The sequence below is a fragment of the Eubacterium ruminantium genome, assembly GCF_900167085.1.
GTDB classification, from domain to species: domain Bacteria; phylum Bacillota; class Clostridia; order Lachnospirales; family Lachnospiraceae; genus Eubacterium_Q; species Eubacterium_Q ruminantium.
In genome coordinates, this window is the sequence record NZ_FUXA01000010.1 from 67067 (window position 1) to 88256 (window position 21190).

General features: G+C 36.1%; 29 protein-coding genes, 1 pseudogene and 1 riboswitch. Of the genes and pseudogenes, 1 reads left to right on the plus strand and 29 read right to left on the minus strand.

Annotation, left to right across the window (positions count from 1 at the left end):
- Positions 1–69: 69 nt before the first annotated feature.
- Both B5D25_RS08665 and pdxR read right to left on the minus strand, forming a co-directional pair.
- Positions 70–573 (minus strand): GNAT family N-acetyltransferase, encoded by a 504-nt coding sequence (locus tag B5D25_RS08665; RefSeq protein WP_078787571.1) that lies wholly within the window; start codon positions 571–573, stop codon positions 70–72.
- A gap of 263 nt (positions 574–836) precedes the next feature.
- Complete coding sequence (gene pdxR / locus B5D25_RS08670; RefSeq protein ID WP_078787572.1) at positions 837–2225, minus strand: MocR-like pyridoxine biosynthesis transcription factor PdxR; 1389 nt, start codon at positions 2223–2225, stop codon at positions 837–839.
- Positions 2226–2332: 107 nt separating this feature from the next.
- On the opposite strand from pdxR, the gene B5D25_RS08675 reads away from it, so the two are divergent.
- Positions 2333–2767 carry a GNAT family N-acetyltransferase gene (locus B5D25_RS08675; protein WP_078787573.1) on the plus strand — a complete coding sequence of 145 codons (435 nt, stop codon included), beginning with the start codon at positions 2333–2335 and terminating at the stop codon, positions 2765–2767.
- Between the two features lie 123 nt (positions 2768–2890).
- Here the strand turns inward: B5D25_RS08675 and B5D25_RS08680 are convergent, their stop codons facing one another.
- The 27 genes and pseudogenes from B5D25_RS08680 to B5D25_RS08805 all read right to left on the minus strand — a co-directional run bounded on the left by B5D25_RS08680 (position 2891) and on the right by B5D25_RS08805 (position 21071).
- Complete coding sequence (locus B5D25_RS08680; RefSeq protein WP_159444125.1) at positions 2891–3478, minus strand: GNAT family N-acetyltransferase; 588 nt, start codon at positions 3476–3478, stop codon at positions 2891–2893.
- Positions 3479–3511: 33 nt separating this feature from the next.
- Positions 3512–3733 (minus strand): hypothetical protein, encoded by a 222-nt coding sequence (locus tag B5D25_RS08685; RefSeq protein WP_078787575.1) that lies wholly within the window; start codon positions 3731–3733, stop codon positions 3512–3514.
- Complete coding sequence (locus B5D25_RS08690; RefSeq protein WP_242870364.1) at positions 3694–4608, minus strand: MBL fold metallo-hydrolase; 915 nt, start codon at positions 4606–4608, stop codon at positions 3694–3696. The genes B5D25_RS08685 and B5D25_RS08690 overlap by 40 nt, the downstream gene beginning before the upstream one ends.
- A complete protein-coding gene (locus B5D25_RS08695; protein WP_078787576.1) occupies positions 4581–5141 on the minus strand; it encodes a chromate transporter in 561 nt (186 codons plus the stop codon). Before B5D25_RS08695 ends, B5D25_RS08690 begins: the two co-directional genes overlap by 28 nt.
- A complete protein-coding gene (locus tag B5D25_RS08700) occupies positions 5141–5713 on the minus strand; it encodes a chromate transporter (RefSeq protein WP_078787577.1) in 573 nt (190 codons plus the stop codon). The genes B5D25_RS08695 and B5D25_RS08700 overlap by 1 nt, the downstream gene beginning before the upstream one ends.
- A 23-nt stretch (positions 5714–5736) precedes the next feature.
- Positions 5737–6024 (minus strand): chorismate mutase, encoded by a 288-nt coding sequence (locus B5D25_RS08705; protein ID WP_078787578.1) that lies wholly within the window; start codon positions 6022–6024, stop codon positions 5737–5739.
- A gap of 27 nt (positions 6025–6051) precedes the next feature.
- Positions 6052–6888 (minus strand): aminoglycoside 6-adenylyltransferase, encoded by an 837-nt coding sequence (locus B5D25_RS08710; RefSeq protein ID WP_159444127.1) that lies wholly within the window; start codon positions 6886–6888, stop codon positions 6052–6054.
- Positions 6889–6970: 82 nt separating this feature from the next.
- A pseudogene (locus B5D25_RS08715) lies at positions 6971–7189 on the minus strand (TIGR04076 family protein); the annotation flags it as partial.
- 105 nt (positions 7190–7294) lie between these two features.
- The gene (locus B5D25_RS12875) at positions 7295–7465 is read right to left on the minus strand and encodes a hypothetical protein (RefSeq protein ID WP_159444128.1); all 171 of its coding nucleotides are present in this window, start codon (positions 7463–7465) and stop codon (positions 7295–7297) included.
- A 22-nt stretch (positions 7466–7487) separates the two neighbouring features.
- Positions 7488–8321, minus strand: coding sequence for a MerR family transcriptional regulator (locus tag B5D25_RS08725; protein WP_078787581.1), 834 nt, complete (start codon positions 8319–8321; stop codon positions 7488–7490).
- A gap of 96 nt (positions 8322–8417) precedes the next feature.
- A complete protein-coding gene (locus B5D25_RS08730; RefSeq protein ID WP_078787582.1) occupies positions 8418–9389 on the minus strand; it encodes a serine hydrolase domain-containing protein in 972 nt (323 codons plus the stop codon).
- A 107-nt stretch (positions 9390–9496) separates the two neighbouring features.
- On the minus strand, positions 9497–10255 hold the full coding sequence (locus B5D25_RS08735; RefSeq protein ID WP_078787583.1) for an N-acetyltransferase: 759 nt from the start codon (positions 10253–10255) through the stop codon (positions 9497–9499).
- 57 nt (positions 10256–10312) lie between these two features.
- Positions 10313–11116, minus strand: coding sequence for a MerR family transcriptional regulator (locus B5D25_RS08740; RefSeq protein ID WP_078787584.1), 804 nt, complete (start codon positions 11114–11116; stop codon positions 10313–10315).
- Positions 11117–11224: 108 nt separating this feature from the next.
- Entirely contained in the window at positions 11225–11662 is a 438-nt protein-coding gene (locus B5D25_RS08745) for a GNAT family N-acetyltransferase (protein ID WP_159444129.1), read from the minus strand.
- A 91-nt stretch (positions 11663–11753) separates the two neighbouring features.
- Positions 11754–12575, minus strand: coding sequence for an MBL fold metallo-hydrolase (locus tag B5D25_RS08750; protein WP_078787586.1), 822 nt, complete (start codon positions 12573–12575; stop codon positions 11754–11756).
- A 77-nt stretch (positions 12576–12652) separates the two neighbouring features.
- Complete coding sequence (locus tag B5D25_RS08755) at positions 12653–13129, minus strand: MarR family winged helix-turn-helix transcriptional regulator (protein WP_078787587.1); 477 nt, start codon at positions 13127–13129, stop codon at positions 12653–12655.
- Between the two features lie 2 nt (positions 13130–13131).
- Positions 13132–14016 carry a hypothetical protein gene (locus B5D25_RS08760; protein WP_078787588.1) on the minus strand — a complete coding sequence of 295 codons (885 nt, stop codon included), beginning with the start codon at positions 14014–14016 and terminating at the stop codon, positions 13132–13134.
- Complete coding sequence (locus B5D25_RS08765) at positions 14009–14551, minus strand: flavodoxin domain-containing protein (protein WP_078787589.1); 543 nt, start codon at positions 14549–14551, stop codon at positions 14009–14011. The genes B5D25_RS08760 and B5D25_RS08765 overlap by 8 nt, the downstream gene beginning before the upstream one ends.
- A gap of 284 nt (positions 14552–14835) precedes the next feature.
- Positions 14836–15213 carry an SMI1/KNR4 family protein gene (locus B5D25_RS08770; RefSeq protein ID WP_078787590.1) on the minus strand — a complete coding sequence of 126 codons (378 nt, stop codon included), beginning with the start codon at positions 15211–15213 and terminating at the stop codon, positions 14836–14838.
- Between the two features lie 144 nt (positions 15214–15357).
- Entirely contained in the window at positions 15358–16053 is a 696-nt protein-coding gene (locus B5D25_RS08775; RefSeq protein ID WP_078787591.1) for an aspartate/glutamate racemase family protein, read from the minus strand.
- Positions 16054–16403: 350 nt separating this feature from the next.
- The gene (locus B5D25_RS08780; RefSeq protein WP_078787592.1) at positions 16404–17597 is read right to left on the minus strand and encodes a cation:proton antiporter; all 1194 of its coding nucleotides are present in this window, start codon (positions 17595–17597) and stop codon (positions 16404–16406) included.
- A 53-nt stretch (positions 17598–17650) separates the two neighbouring features.
- Positions 17651–17728: riboswitch (Fluoride riboswitch) on the minus strand.
- A 56-nt stretch (positions 17729–17784) separates the two neighbouring features.
- A complete protein-coding gene (locus B5D25_RS08785) occupies positions 17785–18171 on the minus strand; it encodes a VOC family protein (RefSeq protein ID WP_078787593.1) in 387 nt (128 codons plus the stop codon).
- A gap of 30 nt (positions 18172–18201) precedes the next feature.
- Positions 18202–18369, minus strand: a complete 168-nt coding sequence (locus B5D25_RS12880; RefSeq protein WP_159444130.1) for a hypothetical protein — start codon at positions 18367–18369, stop codon at positions 18202–18204.
- A gap of 3 nt (positions 18370–18372) precedes the next feature.
- Complete coding sequence (locus tag B5D25_RS08790) at positions 18373–18651, minus strand: CD3324 family protein (protein WP_078787594.1); 279 nt, start codon at positions 18649–18651, stop codon at positions 18373–18375.
- 232 nt (positions 18652–18883) lie between these two features.
- Positions 18884–19687, minus strand: a complete 804-nt coding sequence (locus tag B5D25_RS08795) for an alpha/beta hydrolase (protein WP_242870365.1) — start codon at positions 19685–19687, stop codon at positions 18884–18886.
- Positions 19684–20217 carry a PadR family transcriptional regulator gene (locus tag B5D25_RS08800; protein WP_078787595.1) on the minus strand — a complete coding sequence of 178 codons (534 nt, stop codon included), beginning with the start codon at positions 20215–20217 and terminating at the stop codon, positions 19684–19686. Before B5D25_RS08800 ends, B5D25_RS08795 begins: the two co-directional genes overlap by 4 nt.
- Positions 20218–20399: 182 nt before the next feature.
- Positions 20400–21071, minus strand: a complete 672-nt coding sequence (locus B5D25_RS08805; protein ID WP_078787596.1) for a DUF5680 domain-containing protein — start codon at positions 21069–21071, stop codon at positions 20400–20402.
- Positions 21072–21190: the final 119 nt, after the last annotated feature.

Genomic DNA, 21190 nt, shown 5'->3' on the forward strand with positions numbered 1-21190 from the left:
TTGCAACCCTACTAAAGTTCCATCTTTATTATCAAGCAACTAACTGCATTAAACTGAAATATTCACAAATTATAACTCGTTCAGATTGTAGATGTAGGAAACCATATCGTAGTCCCGGTCCCCCCATTTATGAGTTCCGTATTTGTATTCCAAACCACCCATTTTCTCATAAAACTTTCTGGCTTCATAATTCTCCTTGAGGCACCAAATAATCATTCTTTTCTTTCCCTGCGACTTAAATTCCTCAACTGAATCAAGGAATAACCCTCTACCTATTCCACTTTTTCTTTCTTCATATTTAACATATAAAGCTATGATTTCACAATCAGAATCATCATTGTCATCGATTTCATTCCAGGTTAATCCCATTATTTTTTCATTTACCGCTGCGACCTTGTATATCTGGTATCTCTGTAATTCTCTTTGATACCGCTCTTCCACACTCATAGAATCTAAAAAGTCATCGTCTATTATGCCTCTATACGCATTTTTCCAATCTTCAACTATTATTTCCGCAATTTGTCTTGCATCATTTTGCATTGCCCTTCTTATAATCATTTGTTCTTTATCCATTTATCATTGTCTCCCCATTATTGACAAAGCCCTTCGCTTTCTTTAAATTTGTAATCCATAAGGACGGATTTATACTCTACTTGTTATATAATTTCCATAATCAGGTTTATTCCGATATATCTTACCATCACATCATCCCGACACATTTGAAATAGTTTATAAATCCAAATACATAATAAATTGCATTTCATCTCTTGAGTCAGACTGTGAATAATATGTATACATATCTAGAGAGTCTTAATACAATTATCCGATATAATGCATTAACGAGTAATTTCATCTAGTGCATTATTAAATGAAATCATAGCTTTTTCTAAATCGATTGATGGAATAGAACTAAAACCAACTAATATTTGATTTTCAGCACACTTCTCATGTAATATCCAGTAACGCTCCGTTGAATATATACCGATTCCATATTTTTCCATTATTTGCATAATCTGTGTTCTATTAAGATTCGTATTAATATTCATTAAAAAATGCAATCCTGCTTCTGTTCCTAATAACTCAATATCATCTCTCTTTAAATGTTCTAGAATATAATCATGCTTTCTTTTATAAAATGTTCTTATAGCTCTTAATCCATTTTCATATTCTCCGGATTCTATGTATTCGGCCAATGCCTCTTGAATGAGTGTTGGTACATTTGAATTTGATACTTTATATTTTTCGTTATAAGTCGACAATAGTTTTTCCGGTAGTACTAGATACGCTATTCGAAGATCAGGAGCTAACGATTTTGAAAATGTACCAAGATATATAACTCTATTTCCACCATCCAAAGATTGTAAAGATTGAATCGGATGTGAGTTATATCTCAACTCGCTATCATAATCATCTTCTATAATATAACTATCTGTTTTTTCCGCCCAGTCTATTATTCCCAACCTTTTACCTATTGGCAGTATACACCCCGTAGGAAACTGATGTGATGGAGTAACATAAACTATTTGATGTTTTTTGTTGTGCAATTCATCAATAGATATCCCATTATTTTCTACAGTGATAGGCTGAGCATTAAATCCATGTCGTTCAAAAACAACTCTACAGCCATCATATCCTGGATCCTCGATAGCAAAATCATATTTCATATCATCAAATAAAGTGCAGATAATATCTATTGCTGCCTGATGTCCATTGGTAATAACTATCTGTTCAAGATTACATTTAACTGCTCGAGATGACAGCAAAAAATCTGCCACAAACCGTCTCAAACGCTCACTTCCATTATGCAATAAATAATTAATGCTAGAATTCATGGATAATATATTCATAGAATTTATAAGACATTTACGCCATTTTCGATTTTGATAGCAATTATATTCGAGATTACCGTATCTAAAATTATATTTTGGTTCAACTATTTTTTTACTTGTCTCAACGGCATTACTATTTGTTTTCTTATCTGGCTGATATGGAATTTCTATTTTCTCAACGTAATATCCTGATCCTATAACAGTTCTAACAAAGCCTTCGACAAGTAGCTGTTCGTAGGCAGCAACAACAGAGTTCCTACTTATACCATATTCCTGCGCTAACACTCTAGTTGCTTGTAATCTGGTACCTGGTTTTAGTTCGCCCGACAGAATCTGTTTTTTTATCTGCTCATATAGTTGTTCATAGATTTTTTTATTGTGATCAATCACCAGCATGCAAAATTGGTCCCTTCAAAAATACTAAAATTGGTTCTTATCATAATACCAATCCTGATTATAATTGTATCATATTATTTTATACAATCAATCAGGAGGTAAAAATCATGACCAGATTAGCCGATATCTCAGATATCAAATCAATAATTCCATTACTCATGGAATACCGTAAATTTTATGGTATAAAAGAGCAAAACATCGAGGAAGTAGAACGATTCCTACATAACAGAATCACAAATAATGAAAGCATAATATTCATCACCTTCGATGATGAAACACCCGTTGGATTCATTCAATTATACCCTTCCTTTTCAACGGTATCTCTAAAACGCCAATGGCACTTAAATGATCTATATGTAAGGCCAGAATATAGACGAAAGGGATATGCATCAGCCTTAATGTCTGCAGCTAAAAAATACTTTTATGATAGAGCTAAAGGATTTACATTAATCACCGAAAAAACAAATACAACCGCTAAAGCTTTCTATAATGCTAATGGTTGGAAAACAGATGAATATGATTTTTACACATTCTTTTATTAAATAAATATGAGGATATCCTGTTTGGGATATCCTGTTTGGGATATCCTCTGAATATTGAAATTATATGTTCCCTTATACATTAACCTGAAAGTTATTTTAGACTTAAGATTTACACACTATTGTCTATAACAACTTCCTCATAACGGCTACACCATTTTGCTCTATGATTTGGGAAAATCCAGCCTTTTCGTAAAGATGGATAGGTCCCGTAAAATCATACTCATCACGATGTTCAATAGCTTTGGCATAACCTTCTACAGCAACATATCCCTTTGCCTTTGCATCTACACATACTTGTTCAATAAATGCTGAAGCTATACCTTGGCCCCTATATTCAGGAGCTATTTCAAAACACACAATCGAGATTGTTTTTCCGCACATATTATCTCTGGCAAAATCCGGCACAAATCCTTTGTAACTATCAATATCGGCTGCATTACACCAGCCTATTGATATATCACCATCAAACGCCAGATATCCTCTTATATTACCTTTATCAAGCATCTCTACTGCATATTTTCTAATGGTTTCTTTTACACCATTCGCTTGAAACTCACTAACCATTTGCTTTATAGTTTTTTCATCTTGATTCGGCGAAGTACAATAACAAGGTCCATTGGGATTATTATCAGAAAATGCTCGGTTATCAAAAAAATCAAGGTAATCGTCTTTTAATTCTAAGGACAATTTCTTTATAGTCACGTTTTTCATAACAATCTCCATCAATCGTAAAACTGGAATATATCAGTCAGCAAGTTCCTTATCCATATTAATGAAGGATTCTTCAAAACTGTTTGAAATCATATAGTATGTATCCTCATCCGTATTCATACTGTCAATCTGACAGTATATCTTCTTCTCTGGGTTATAAGCCCAAAGCGTATCGTCTATACCGCCCACTACTATATAGCCAGGCCAAGAGTTCTTTACATCGTATGCCTCATTAATCTCCTCGAGCTTTTCCAACTTATAGAAGTTACTTCATCTCCCGAATGGACATACTGAAGCTGTTCGCCCATAGAAAGTTTCATCACATTATATGCAAATTCACCGGTACAATGGCAGGTATAGAACATTGTAGGATATTTTTTCAGCTCTCTGCCAATATCCAAAATCTCGCGAATTTCCTCATCTGTATATTCCGTCTTCTTCATCAGATGAAATCCGCTGATTACTACATCCGGATAAGAGCCGTACTTCACCTTATAAACGTCAAGGATACTTAGAATCCCGTTATGTGCACATCCTGATATAAGGACCTTTTTATTAGCGTCACTGATCACCAGATAATGCTCATGTCTGAAATCATCCCGGACATACTCATCATTTTCTTTGATCAGAAGTCTCTTGTTCGTGAATGGCAGTTTATGTGTTCTTTCCTTCACAGTGAACAGTTCAAGCTCATCGTCAATCCTATGATACCCCTGTACAGTTTTAACCTGTGGCAGGTTCATAATGTCCCTGTCTATCCCGATATACCTGTAGCGTTCCTTATCTGCATTTTCACCATCATCGGCATAGTAATCATCTCCTGCTGATTCCTGCATATATATGACGGCATCAGGATTGATCTTTGTAAAAGCCATAATCCCACCTGAATGATCATAATGACCATGACTTAAGATAACTGTATCCACCTGTGTAAGATCAATTCCCAGCTTCTCAGCATTCTTAAGAGTCTCTTCTGACGGTCCGAGATCCATAAGAAGCTTATGCTTTTTTGTTTCAACATAGAATGACAGACCATGCGCATATGCACATCCCATGCTGCCTTCCGTATTTTCAATAAGATTTATTATCCTCATTCCACGAACTACCATCCATAAACTATCATTCCACATACTGCTGATACACATATTAGCAGTATAGGAGACATTTTCTTTTTTATAAACTTTCTTAATCCAAAATATAATCCACCCAAAGCTATAGTTAAAACAATAGCCGGGACATCAGTTTCTGCGCCCGAACAGATATTGAAATTCTTCCAGATCATATATATTCCAGTTGCAAGAATAATACCAATAATACAAGGTTTTAAACCACTTAATACCCCTTGAAACATTTTGTTTTTCAAAAGGCTCTTAAATAAAAGCAATATAATAAATATTATCAGAAATGCAGGAAGAACAACAGCTGCCGTAGCAATAAATGCACCAAGAATCCCACCTTGGGAACTCCCTATATATGTTGCCAGATTCACCATAATAGGTCCGGGTGTACTTTCACTTACGGCAATCATATAGGATAACATTTCATCATCCAACCATCCATACGATAAAACAATTTCTCGGATCAATGCTATAGAAACATATCCACCACCAAATGAAAAAAGACCAACCTTTAGAAATCCTATAAATAAAGCAATATATATCATTATTCAGCCTTGCTCCTTTCTGTTTTGTTATTTATCAGAAAGGATACCAGTCCGATTATTGCGGCAAAAAGCATAATTACAAATGATGCAATATGTAAAGAGAAAATGTTTATCACAAGCATTGCTATACATGATGCAATTATTATAATGATCTTAAGTGCTGTTAATTTAGCCTTTGAAAGCATCTTAACAGCTGCATCCAGTATTAGAATACCAACAGCTATTTTTATTCCGTGAAATGCATTATTTATCCAGGATATTTCAAGAAACCTATCTAGATATTTGGAAATTAGAAAGATAATAACAAACGATGGAAGAACCATTCCAATAGTTGCAAATATAGCTCCCAAGAACTTCTGCTTCTTATATCCTACATATGTAGCACAGTTAATAGCTATCGGTCCCGGTGTTGATTCAGCTATAACTGTAATATCCATCATTTCATCGTGTGTAATCCATTTTTTCTTTTCTACGCATATATCCTCAATCAGAGATATCATTGCGTATCCACCACCAAATGTAAATGCTCCTATTTTAGCAAATGTAAGAAACAACTCAATCAAACCATTCATTAATGACATCCACCATTACCAATCTATCCTTGATTTTTCTTATACTCGTCCATTTCCATATTTATAAAACTTGCAATCATCTCTCTATAAAGTTTTTCAACTATATCCGGACTAGCACCATGCTCTAATGCTCTTTTTCTCACCTTTTGAATTACAGCCTCAACACGATTAGGTGCCTTTACTCCACTTTCACTCTTTTTGAAAGATGACGCCTGTTTCACATATTCGGTTCTTTCAGCTATCAACTTGATGATTTCATTATCTATTCTATCGATATTGCTGCGTACTTCTTCCAAACTTGAACATATCATAAAATAACCTCCTTAAATACCGATTTGTCATCGTCTACAAAACTGAAAGTAAGCTTTTGCACATTCCCTAGCTTTTTCAGGGTACTCAAAACCTTCAATTTGAGCATACTCTACACTCAGTTTTTCAAATAGTTCCTGAGTTGCTATAAGCGCACTCTTTACATCTTCCTCATCATAATGAGCAAAAGTCTTTCTCAGTTCTTTTGTAATATCCTCTCCTGCCCACCTGTCGATAAATCTTCCATCATGCCATACATCTACTCCGGCAGCTTTATTGCGGTACAGTTCTATCATTCTGAGAAGATGGTTTTTAAGATATGAATCAACACACATTTTTGCAGCCCAGAGTTCGCCCCTTTTTAGCTTTTTGAATGCCCAGATATTATGAAAATAAAAATCATTAACCATGTTGTTGAATTCGGCCGCGTCCATTTCAGGATTTGAACTGCCTGGTTTAATATTTGTTTTCAGCAGTACATCATAATCCATTACATCATATAAAACCAAGTATCCTCTGTTCATAACACACTCAGCGACTCCATCTCTTACAGCAGTCTCAAACTGCTCCGGAGTCAGGATTATCATATCTACATCTTTATCTTCATCATAGATGCATCTTCGCTCTCTTCCACCTCCTAGAGTTGGTTCGATAAATGATATACTTACTTTTCCAAAGCGTTCAGGATATTCTCCTGAAAACCATGGCTCAGTATTACTTGTAACAATAAAAAGATCCAGATCAGAATATTCATCTGCCTTTACATCATTTCTTGTAGTGGATCCAATGGCAATTACTGCTTTTACATCGTCATCATTTTTTGCAAACTCTAATATCTTATTTTTGATATCACTATACTTATCCAATCCAAATCTCCTATCTTCTTGTATCGTACTATCCAATGCCATATTCTCCTGCTATTATGTATCATATTTCCATACTGTCTTATCAGACAGTTTCGTCCGGATAATCATAGAATCCACCCTTGTGGAAGTTCTCATTTCCAAGTGGTTTAGCTGTTAGTCTGAATATTACACAACCGTCCGGACATACGACGGTCTTAGTATACTTATCATCGCCTCCGATGTTTTCCAGATCACCGCCACTCCTCACAGCTTCCATTATCGGATATAACATCATCATAACCTTCGAACAGATTATTTTTCCATACTTATCCACTGTATAAATGCCGTCTTGTCACTACTGTTAAGTAATACTTTCTCATATATATACCACCTTTGCAACAAATATTAACATCTTATAGTTCTAATTTTATCTGTAAAAAAAAGAAATGTCCGCCAAGCAAAGCGAACATTTCCTTATATCTTTTGTTATATTTAGTTGCTTCTCACTGATACAGGTAACCTTCTCATAAATATCTTCATAAAAGAGAGTCTGATACATCACTGTAATTCCATCATCATCCTCGATAATCGTCTTCATAAACATGTTCTGCATTATCAATTTACCATTTCATGCTAATCTTTTTCACCGGATAATAAACTTCGGTAATATTATCCTTTGCATCAGCGACCTGAGATGGATCTGTTACATAAATCTCGAACAGCGGGCCATTACATTTGTAGCCTTCCTTTTCCGCCCACTCAGTCTGCTTGACATAGACTGAAGCAAGGTCAGAATAAGGTCCTTTCACAACTGTCTTAAGACAAAGTCCGGGAGTAAAATCTCTTGTGCCGGTGACTACTTCCTTCACAGGAATAGCAAACTCTGTATCAAGACCTGCCGGCGTATATTCTGAACTATGAAACAAAACCATGGGAGCCCCACACATGGTCAGATGTGTTGTGGCAATAGTCTTAAACAGCTTCTCATAACTTTTAGCATACTCTAGGGGGAAGTCATCCTGCTGAACCGATTTTCTTACATACAGAAGACACATCTGTGGAACATCAACCAGATGCACATTTATATCGTCCATGTAGGACATTATGGATTCACCCTGTTCTATCGCAGCCATATCCGAATCCAACTGATTTAGAAGCTGACTATAATCATAAAGCTGCTTTTCGATTTCTTGTTTTTTTCTAAGAAATGCAGTATAAAGCTTATCACTCTTTTCAGCATCATCTCTCAGTATATCCTTTACTTCTTCCAGCGAAAATGAATATGACTTCAGCCTGCTGATAAAAAGCATCTTCTCCAACTGGTCTATGGAATAATATCGATATCCGTTTTCCGGATTAACTTCACTTGGTTCCAGCAGACCTATCTCTGCATAATATCTGAGTGTCTTTGTAGAAACTTTACATATATTTGAAAACTCTCCGATTGATAACATGAAAATTCCTTTCGGTAAAATATAAACCATTATAATAATCCGTAATTACAAGTCATTAATAACCGAATAATGTGTATTTTTTATTATCTCAACCACTTACTCATAGCAAGGCAAAATATACTTCTCTATAAACTCTACTCTGTCTTTAGCCCTCGGATTAAAAAGCGATGTAATTGCAACCACCATATTCTTATCAGGCTTCACATAAATAATATTTCCTCCATCTCCCATAGCTGCATAACCACCGTCACTACCAATCCACCATAGATATCCGTAGGGCAGATTCATCTTTTCCCATCTACTATGCTCTGTGGTGCTCTCTTCAACCCATTTCCCTGAAACTATCTGCCGTCCGTTCCACTTACCCTTATTCAGAAAAAGCTGTCCTATCTTTGCCATATCAACAGGCGATATGGTAAGTCCCCAGCCAGCAGTATTTACGCCCTGTGGATCTGCAACCCATCCATTTGTATCAGTGGACTTGTAGAACTCCATCTGTTCTTCTTTACTGTCAAATGTTATGCTCCCCTCTATGTTAATATCTAAAGGGGCGAACAGATTTTCTGTTGCAAATTCAAGTACCGACTGTCCGGATGCCTTCACAAGAATTCCGGACAGGATATCCGGGCCTATGATTGGAGCATACCTGAATTCGCCTATCTTTCCCTTTCCTCCCAGCTTATCAAGTGAAAACTTTACCCAGTCCATACTGGTAAAATACTTGATATAAGGATTAAATTTATACTTATACGGTGCAGTCATTGTAAGTATATCTTTAATTCTGATATTCGGAAGAGTTTTTTCACCTCTTTTAACTGTATATTCCGGATAATAATCCAGGACTTTGTCATCTATACTTTTTATCAGTCCTTTATCAAGGGCTATTCCAATAAGTATTGACACAATACTTTTCGTCACAGAGAAAACATGTATGCGTGACTCAGCACTACATCCGTTATAGTAATTCTCGTAAATAGTTTCTCCGTCTTTAAGAATTACCATTCCGACCATGTTGTTGTAGTCAGTTGAAATGGCATCTTCCATTCTTTTTATCTGCTCTTCTTTCATTCTTACCTCCAAAACAGCGTAGTTTATGTTTTATGTGGACAAAGACATATTAATCCCTGTCATACCAAACTATAAACTTTGCCGTAAGGGAAAGGTCAAGACTTATTCTAATCCGTAATGTGACTTCCTGTAAGTTTTAAGAATTTCTTTTCGTTCATCTGCTCGTTTGTAACATACTTCCCATCATGGAATAACGCATAATTAGTGATCGGTGTCGGCGCATTCTGTGCTTCTACTTTGTTTTCAATATGTATTGCCTTGAATGCAATACCGTTTTCTTTTGCTGTCTGCTCCAAAACCGGAACATATTTTGCATTGAACGGGCACTGATTCGTGTAGTACAGAACATATCCCTTCTCGTCTATATGCGGATGTTTTGCACATTCCTTAAACACCGGAGCTTTTGCATTTTTATCGAACGGCATATACCAAAGCTGAATACCATTATCAGCTTCATCGCTCACGACAAATCCTTTGTACTTCAGAAACTTCGGATCGGCCAGAAACGGTTTCTTCTTTGAAGCGCAAAGAATACAAAGCCCTTTTTTCCCCTTTTCTTTACTATCCTCGATGCAGGCAGTAAGTAGATCAGTAGAATATCCATGTCCTTTGAAAGCCCCGGACACCCAGAGACAGTCAATGTACATATATCCATCTGCCTCTATCGGAATCCATGCGTTTTCCGCCGGGATATATTCGATAAAACACTTTCCACGCTCTACGCTCTTTAGGAAAACAAGTCCTTCATCAAACCTCTCCGAAAGCCATGCCTTCTTAGAAGAAACCTGAACATCCTTATTATTAGATATTGCACAGCAAATATGCTCTTTTTCGATATTATCTTTTGTTACCATGATATATTCCATAATCGCTCCTCGTATAATATGCCAAGGAGCACTTAAGCCCCTTGACACAAATCGTATTTACTCAAAAGGAAAACAGGCTTCCGTCACATACTCATCAGGATTCTGTGTCTGTGCCGGACCCACATGATAGATGTTGAACATTGGTCCGTTCATTTTGTAACCGTTTTCCTTGATCCATGACGCCACAGTCGCACATGCCTCACCCATCTGGTCGTAGCTGCCTTTAATGATACAACTTGCAACCTTTACTGCAGGAAGATTTTTAAACTTCACATGTTCCGTATCGTTATAAGAACCATTCACAGTCATCCACACAATGATCTCGACATTTTCTTCCTTGTACTCGGGATCGATGAACTCTGCCGCCGCAAGGCACGGGTCAGCCGGCACAAGATTCTTGCACTCGCTCATCATCGTATTCCAAAGCATTCTTTCATCCTCATAGTGAGGAACCACCATCTGAACCGTAGCCGCATATCTCTCCGGTATTGTTTTTACTGTTACATCAAAACTCATATTTTGCTCCTTCCTCAGCCTCTTTCTGGCTGTTTCCAGAAGCATCAGTTTGTACTCAGTTTCTTGGGAAAGTTTTGATAGTTCCTTCTGCCTCTCTGACAGAAATGCATCCATCTTTTCTTTATCATCGTAGCTCTCAAGGATTTTGTTGATATCTGCAAGGGCAAAGCCCATATCCTTGAGTGACGTTATCCTCCCGATGGTAAAAAGCTGTTCCTCACGATAATAACGGTACCCGGTGAAATCATCTATTTCTGCCGGTTTCAAAAGTCCGATATCATCATAGTAGCGTAACATCCTGATGCTTACTCTGGATAGTTTTGAAAATTCGCCTATTTTAAGCATTTGTTTCTACCTCCATGGATATATTTTCTTGAGCTCACTACAACAATAATCCCTCACATAATGTGAGAGTCAATATGCATTTTTTTCTCTATGCTTGCAAAAGATATTTCACAGCGTCAACCGCATTTCCTCCATTCCAAGCTCTACCAACCCAGTATCTACGAATCCTACTGATTCATACAGTTTCTTTGCCACATAATTACCAGGTACTACTCCGGTATATATTTCAGATGCATTAAATCTGTTTTGCAGATATTTTATTCCCAAATCGAGAGCCTGACGTCCATAGCCTTTATTCTGATACCGGATGTCTATCATGAATTTCCACAATGTGAAATATGCCTTTGCTTCGTAATACCCCATCATGATAAAACCCACAATTGTTGAATCTTCATACACAACAAACGGATATGCTGTTTCCGAATAAACATATGCCTGAGCAAGCGAATCTCCGTTGGTAGATACAAAGGATTTTTGACTCTCATCCACTTTCAGTGCAAGAACCTCGTCTATGTTTTCTCTTGTAATTTTCCCTAATCTAATCAACCATCCATCCTCATTTATAATAATCTCGCATTTAAATAAATCTCATTAACCAATTAGTTAAATCCAGTACTTTATTTCCTATTGTTAAATCTTATCTATTCTTTATCTCTATCCTGTCCAGTATTCCTTGAATACTAACTCCGGGATGCGTAAGATACATTCTATTAATATCCTCGATCAGCTCCCGGTCAGCTCCTGTTTTCTTTCTGATTCTATCCACATTATAACCCTTATCGATATACTTGATTACTCGTGAAACAAGCTTATATCCGAGCCCGTCTGAACTAATCTTATCATTTTCCTGAGTTTCAACCGGCATATCGTTTTCCGCAAATGTAGCTGTCTTCGCATGTCCGTAATATATCCTACTCGGATTAAATCTAAGAAGTTTATTCCACGACTTCTCAATATCAGTCCCCTTATGCATATCCAGTTCGTATAATGGATTTAGATCACCAACAAAAAGAGAGCCATCATCTAAATATAAAGAAATACTATCATCACTATGACCAGGTGTATATATAATCTCGCCATTTATGCCAATGCTTATTAGAAACGCTCTACTTTTATCAACACTTATGACTTTCAAATCATTTTCAGAAATAGGCTTAAAGAATCTGTTATTCTCTTTTCCAAAAATAACATCAGATGAATGTATATATGGAAGTTGCAGATCCATTATAAGTACTTTAGGACCACACTCTGCTATTTCTCCTGCTATACCCATGTGATCAGGATGAAAATGTGATATCAATAGATAATCAATATCCTGAAGAACCTTATGCTTTTCTCCTAACTCTCTGCAGAAAGCCGCAAATGTACCAGCCCATCCGGTATCAAAAAGAATCGTTCCCTTATCGCCTTCTATTAAGTATGTATTAGTATTCGAATATTTTAATTCAGTAATTGTCATCCTCTTAACCTATTTTTTAAGTCCAATATTTTTATTCCTTCATTCTACTTCTTTAACTGTAACCATTTCTGTATTCCTTAATATAATAAAGATTTAAGATTGCTCTCAATCTTAGTTATTGTCTGAATCGTAGTCACAATGTCTTTCTCCGGTATACCATCGAACATTTTATCCATTATATTTATACTCATCTCATTATTCTTCTCGCAGAACCTTCTGCAAGAATCAGTCAGTATTATCCGCTGTTTTCTTTTATCTGACTCATCAACCTTAAACTCAATAAAATTCTTTTTCTCCAGCTTCAGAAGAATCTGTTTAACATTCTGATGAGAACTCCCCAGAATATCTGAAAGCTCTTTTAATGTAGGTGGTTCTTTACACATATTTATACATATAATTGCAAAAAACTGTTTCCAGCTTATCTCCTTCATAGTACTGTCGGCCATAGCCTGAAAACGATTTTCAAAAGCACTTATAAGTCCAAGAAGATAATAACTCGGTGGTATTCCTGTAAAATCAACATTTATATTTTGGGTAACTTCTTCAATAGTCATAATCATCCCTCATTTTTACTTTTATTGTATCTACCAATTTTTCTCATAATTATAAAAAAGAAAATATATGAAGCAATGCATATCGGCCCAAATATAACAAAAGATGCCACATCAACTTCCACTCCCGATATTTTCATGTATATTGCCATTGCCAAAACAGCTGTCACCAGAGTAACGGCCTTAACTATTATCACCGGTCCGAGAATATAGCCCAGCTTATGCTTTATCCTCAGAAGATAAGCTATCACAAAACACGCTGGTACTATTATCCCCATATCCATTGCCTGTATAACCAACGAAGTACAATTATCCAAACCAGCCGGAGCAGTATCCTTACCTATAGTTGGCACAATCTTGCCAATCCACATGAAGAATATCATAACGCCGGAAACGAAAAGAAAAATCCGCAGCCCTTTCGTTGGCATGTCTGACTTCAAACGTTCAATCTTAATCTCATCAAGAAGCATCATAACACAAAGTACGAATCCATAAAATGATAATGTCATATTTGCCACATATAAAAGAAAAATGTCATTGTAGTACATTAGAAATGCATAGCTCATATATGTATATAGCATATATCCAAATAATCCTGTTAAAAGGAATTTCCCAATCATACGTTCCTTCCTGATCATAAGAAGTGCTGCAATCATTCCGGGTACAATCAAAATGAGAGTCACCATATCCTGTGCAATAGCCTGCACTGCACTTGAAACAGAGTTTCTTGCATACAGGCCCTTTCCATAAAGAGTTACTGTTTCTCCGAACGTTGATATAACAGTTTTATCTGCCAATTCATTCATTGTTATGAGCGGTAAAACAGAACATATTACAGAAAATACGATTACAATAATAGATATTATTACGACTATTTTCTTCCTATTCATTATCTTTTCCTCCTACATAATCAACAACCGGGTCAATAAATCTTTTGTCCGAGATATCATAAGACTTTGAAATCATTTCACCCTTTTTCCTATCATCTTCTGAAGAATTCTTATTATTCTTCAAAGAATTGGCAAACATTTTCATTGCTGTTCTTGATGGAAATTTCATCTTGTCATAATTGATACCCCCCTGACAGTAGAATGCCTTTATTAACGGTCTTTGTTCATCCGTTAATAAATTGTTTAAAAACTCATCAACTTCAGGATTATCATTTGGACTCGCCCCTACCGCAACAATAGAAAGCTTCTTATTCTTCCAGTAGGCAGCCTTTTCAAAAAACCATTTAACTTTTACAACCATTCCCGCCATACACCATCCTGCATAGATAATAGCTTCGTATGTTTCAAAAAAATCATTTGTTTTCTTTTTCACATCTTTAAGGTCATAAATATCTGCATTAAGCTCTTCAGAAATCCATTCGGCATATCTCTTTGTAAATCCAGTCTGAGACGTATAAATCACCAGTGTTTTCATATCATTAATCAATCCTTTCCAACCAAATAAAGGGTAATATATTACTCTTTTAACAAAGTAACATATTACCTTTTATGTGTCAAGTTTGATAATATTTTTTTTTCCTTCGCACGATATCCTGTAATTTATCTTACAGCTTCATCATAATATCTAATCAGACTAAATTTTGAAGCCGAGCTATTTTCTCCGTCTAGCAACAAATTAGCTTTTTCAAAATCATCCAAAAGAACACTCATCTGCATAATAAGAAAGCTTCCATCTCCTAATATAATCTTTGGGTAAACCTATTCACTCCAAAAAGCATTTATCTCATCTGGTAATATTTCTATGTTAATCCCAAAATATGTAACACACTCTGCCTCAATCATCACCGGAACGTTAAAAAATCGACCATTTTCATCTATTCCATATAATTCACCACCGCCATCAGATCCAATAATAATATGCCCAGGAAGATACTTCTCTATCTCATAATCATAGTTAATTTCCTCCAGTTCCTCTAAAGGAAACAACACAAGCCATGTTTCACCAATATCTCCTTCGCCACCATTATGTTCTCTCATGAACTCAAGATATTGTTTGGATAATTCTATACCATTAACAGATTCAATTGATTCACCATTATAAGGAACATTAAATTCAAAGTGCCCCCAATTTCCCATATAATACCTTACCTCCTATAAACCTCTAATTCTCACTCACTACAAACTCCGATTTGCAATAGTACGCAAAACAAATTGCCTCTTTACCAGAGTTCGTCCAAAATATTTTCCGCTAAAACGACTTAGTTATCGTTCTATGTCTTATTAATATTCCATTGCCAAAGTTACAAGTTTCTTTATGTGGATATCTACTGTGTCAAAACATTTAACAGGGCAATTGTCAGGATTAAGAATCAAAGGCAATTCTGTACATCCCAATATGATTCCTTCTATTCCATCGTCATCTTTCATTCTATTGATGATATTAACCAGTTCTGTTAATGTAGATTCTTTTACAACACCTACTTCAAGTTCCTCATAAATTCTTTTCCCTATAAGTTCTCGTTCCTTCTCCTTCGGAATAGTTACCTGTACACCCGCTGAAATCAGATCTTTCTTCATATATTCTTGTTCCATAGTGAAAACCGTTCCCAAAAGACCAATCCTTTTTATCCCCTGTGAAACTACTTCATCACAGACCACTTTTGGAATGCTTACAAGCGGAAAATCTGTTTTCTTTGATAATTCATCATATACCATATGCATGGTAATAGCAGTTAACGAAATGACTTCAGCTCCCCCAGAAATCAAACAGTTGACTTTTTCTGACAAATAATCTGTTAATGAATCATATTTTGAATTTGTAACATAATCCCATGCTCTTCGGAAATTCACACTTTCTATGCTAATGTCCGGCATCGCCTTCCCGTCTGTAATCTTATCAATTTCATCATTAAGTTTTTTATAATACATCACAGTGGATTCAGGTCCTGTACCTCCCACTAATCCTATTTTTTTCATATTCCACAATACTCCAATGCTCTCTCGATATCTTTTTTCCGGTATACTTGTCGTTATTCATTACCTGAATAACTTTAATTATTCTGTTGGTTGCTCAAATACAATTTATTTTCTTCATCTTAAACACCTTGCATCTTAAGGTCAAATGGTTCTTCTTCAGCAATTCCCGACCCGTTTTACAAACTATGGTGTCTAAATGTATTCTTTTAACTAATTCGTCATCTCGATCCCATCTTGGTTTTTAAACCGAAACCACATTTTAAATATAACATATCGTAAATTATTACACTATAATGCGTTAATAAATCTTTTTTAAAGGATGTAACATACGCTTTTTAATCGGTCATATTTTATGCAGCATCTCCTTCCTTATTACGCTTCAAAAATCGCTGATATGTAAGGTCTATTCCAAATGCTCCCATTGGTGCTGTTAATAGGATTGCAATTACCGATACCGTCAGCACTATCTGTCCGCATGGAAGTCCCATTGCAAGCGGAAGTCCTCCAATCGCAGCCTGTACAGTTGCTTTCGGTGTGTAAGCAATAATACAGAACAGTTTCTCTTTTATATTCAGTTTTGTTCCTAATACACATACAAATACACCAAGCATTCTGAACAATAGTACGCCTAATACCAGAATAATCGAACTAACTCCGGCAGATACTGCACTATCGATAGCTACAGAAGCTCCCACCAGTACAAAGAGAAATATCTCTGCCACAGCCCACATTTTGTCATATTTTTCGGAAAGTTCTTTAGCGTAATGTGAGCTCCATTTTTTTATCCCGATTCCTATAGCCATAATGGCTATTAGTGAAGCAAAAGGAACCACTTTAAAATTATCCTCAAATGCCGATAAAGCAAATGATACCGAAAGAACTATTATAGCCTTAACAGTTGCTCTTATCTTGATCTTCAAAAACCATTTTACAAATATGAATCCAACAACAAGTCCTACTATGATTCCTGTAATGATACTGACCGGAATATTTACAAAGCGCAGAATTGAAACTTCTCCACCTTGTGCAAGCCCTGTAAATGTCGTAAACATTACTATAACAAAAACATCATCCACCGATGCACCTGCAAGGATCATCTGTGGAATTCCCTTGTCTGTTCCATACCCTTCATCTATAAGCCTGATCATTCTCGGAACAATAACTGCCGGTGAAACCGCTCCTATAACCGCTCCCATGACGGCGGCATCAAGTACGGAAATATCCAGCAAAATTGGTGCAAGAATAACCATCCCTATAATTTCAAAACAAGCCGGAACAAAACACATGAGAATGGCAGAACGCCCTACCTTCTTCAGATCAGAAAGATCAAGTTTAAGTCCTGCGCGGAGCAATATAACAATCAATGCAATTCTGCGGATATCTGTTGATACATCAAGAACAGACTGATCTATAAGATTTAAAGAATATGGACCGATGATAATTCCTGCTATGATCATCCCAAACAGGCTTGGGAAATGTATTTTCTTACAGATCCAACCCAAAAACAGTCCTAACAACATAATTACAGATAAACTTATCAGCATAATATTTACCTCCTTCATAATGCAGAAAAGCTGATAATTTCTGCATCAAAATAAAAGATGCAGAAGTCATCAGCCTAATAAGCGGTTTAAGCAGGCATGCTGCTTTGGGAGACCTCATTCCCAATACCAATAAATCGGATTATATCACCGAATTTTGAAATTGTATAGCATTATACGTTCATAGAACTTATTCTGTTATCTCAATGCTGTTTCCATCCGGATCCGATATCTTACTCTCAAAATAACCATCGCCGGTTGTTCTTGGCTGAGATACTATCTCATAACCATCATCTTCAAGCTGTTTTGTAAGCGCAATCACATTCTCTTTTGTTCCCACAGAAAATGCCAGATGATTCATGCCGGATTCTAAATCTACGAACTTATGATACTCAAGCTTTGTATTTGCCATTATCTCAACTCTGACATCACTGTCAAATGTAAGGAAATAGCTTGAAAAGCCTTTACTATTTACATATTTATCATTGCATTTTGCGTCAAAATATTTTATATAAAAATCCTTTAATCTCTCCAGATCCGGAGTATATATTCCTATGTGTGTAACTTTTGTTTTCATAACATGTACCTCTTTCTATTTATAAAATTATCAAGCAACATAAGAAGTACCGCTATGTGTCATCCGCATGAAAGCATACTGAAACAGCTCTGTAATATCCTGCATAGCCAGTTTCATAATCCTGTAACTGTTAAATCTTCCATAGCATGACATTATTAAGTTTCTTTTATTAACATCAGTCATAAAACGATTCAGCATAGCTTATACTGCTTTCTTCTTTTCCTGACCAACAATACGCCATATGCTTTTTTCTGATAAGCAAAATCTTTCAGATAATTCCGTTATCTTGCAGCCTGATAAATATGCTTTATAAATCGAAGCATTTCTATCTCGAAGCATTTTTCTTGTCTGGTTTTTTTCACCCCAGCCACTTCTTACTTCGTCTCTACGCGGAATATAAATATTTGTCCCATCAGTATATTGCTGGATTATTACTATTAATTCACGTGGAAGAACTTCTTCCGCTCTTAAATAGCCCATTCGTGCGCCTCCAAAATTTTATTTTTCTTTTAGGGAGCATCGGCTATTACGTAATATTGTTTATTTAATCGCTATAGCCAATGCTATGCGCAAAAGTAAGGTGTTGTCATATAAAACTTCCTCCTTCTCCATATCTAATTTGTACCTTACACAAACCACATATAAAAGTCAACTATTGTCATTAATCATGTCGCAACTGCTTTCTAACCATCTTATATTTTTTTCTTATCCTTTAGTTTAATACATTTTCATTCAAATACTTAATCACTTCGTCGGTAGTAAAATAATCCTCATGTTTAATCCCATGGAATATCTGGCAATCTGCGTTTTGGTAACATCCTGCAAGTTTCTTTTGCATATCAGCATCAAGTGTTGTATCTGCATCCGATCCAATAACAGTCACCGGACACTGAGTATTAACTGCATATTTATCAACTCGGATATTATTCTTTATGAATACATCCAGCGGTCCCCAAAAGATAGGAATTATCTTATTATACATATCTGCACTTGTCCGATAGCCGGATGCAAGAACTAAATGTTTGCATTCACGCACGCTTGCAAGGTATGCCGCCATACCGCATCCATAACTATGTCCAAAAATATAAATATCCTTATCCGGATACTTCGCCCTGGCATAATCATACAGTTCCTCGGCTGATTGCTGCATCGTCTTCAAATTCATTTTCCCTTTACTGTTCTGAGTACCATAATAATCCACTGAAAGGAATGATGAGTCAAATCTTCCACCATACATTCCAGCTGTATTATAAGCTATGTACATCGACCCACCAAAGAATAAAATCACCTTATCTGAATCAGCGTCAAGATTGTAACCAAATCCTGATAAAGAATCATTTATCTGAATCTCTTCCGGCTTATAATCTACATTCTTTAGGCGTTTATCACCTTTGTAAAATGAGTACGATATGAACTGCATGATTGAATCTGTTGCAAAATACACAATCAACACCCACATAATAGTTTTTAAAATTATATATCCGGCACTCACTTTTTTCCTTCCTTTTCCTCTCATCGTAACATCCGTTTTGCCTTAGCACACCACTTTAAATACGCTTCATATGTATCAACTCCGAACGAAACTGTAAGATAGTAATACATATGGTCCTCATTATCCAAATTCTTTTCCAAATTCCGGCAATATGTCTTTAAGATTTTTAAATCATTTTCTATCTGTTCTTCAAATACTTCAATATTACGAACAGCCACTTCCTTACTACCCGCTCCTCCAAAGAATAGCTTTAAAAGCGTTTCATATTTCAGTTCATTACTCGCCTGTTCTTCTTTTAACCAGTTCCTTAGGGTCTCTTCTCCCGTCTTCGTAATATGATACGTAAGCTTTTCACGTCCTCCCACTGATGTATCATTCTTGATGATCATGCCGCTATTTTCCATATCTTTAAGAGCAGGATATATATTTCCAAAGCTTCCCTTCCAAAAGAAACTGATAGCACCGTCAATTCGTTTCTTGATTTCATATCCTGATAAATCCTCATGACTAAGTAGCCCGAGGATAACCATATCTATTTTTCTTTCTCTTGCCATATTGCGCCCTCTTTATGTATCTTTTTGATATATCTGTTTGATATATATTATCATTATACAAATATTTAGTCAATAAAAAAAATGCCCTGTCACACTAAAGTGTGACGGGCGTCTTTATTATCAACCTCATCTTTTATTATACATAAACTCTAGAGTAAAATCATTACCCCCCATATCCGATATTATCTTATCTTTCCTCCATGAAATACACATTCATATACTTTAACATCATTCAGGTATATTTCTTCAAATCCCTGGAACCAAGTAAAATCTCCTGTCACTTTACACCTGTATGTATATTCACCGGACTGATAGATTTCGGGACCTCTGTAAGGCATCCTCTTATCTGCCGCACGCAGAGCTTCCTTTAAGAAATCTCCGCTGAATCTGTCATCCAAAACTCTGCCGATATAGTTCATAGCCCAAACAGTGACATCCTTCTTCCAGACAGCCTCTTCTCCGGCAAACTCTTCGCCACCCACATATGTATCATGATACATATAGTCCCCATCTTCGTATCTGAAGTCATGGGATGCAGGTCTTGTAGCATCCACTTCATTCATAAATCCCGCATAGGTATTTACATTTGCCTTCAGCCTAAACTCTATCAATTCATCGATATCAGTCTGCTCTTCCGTAGAAATATTAACCGCACAATCCTGATCTTTCACCAGATAATCTACACTGACATTCATCAAATTACTTATCTGGATAAGATTGTAAATGTCCGGATAAACCAGCGATGATTCCCACTTCGCCACAGCCTGTCTGGAAACGCCAAGTTTCTCGGCTAACTCCTCCTGGGTTAATCCCTTATTCTTTCTTAGTATTTGTAATTTTTCGGAAAATACCATTTTTATCACCTCCGAAATTATCATACAAGATTATTCCGGTTCATAACATGAACCTGTAGTAGCATTTCTGCTACTTATGTTATACAGGCACTGCGACTGTTCCTTTTATAATATCATAT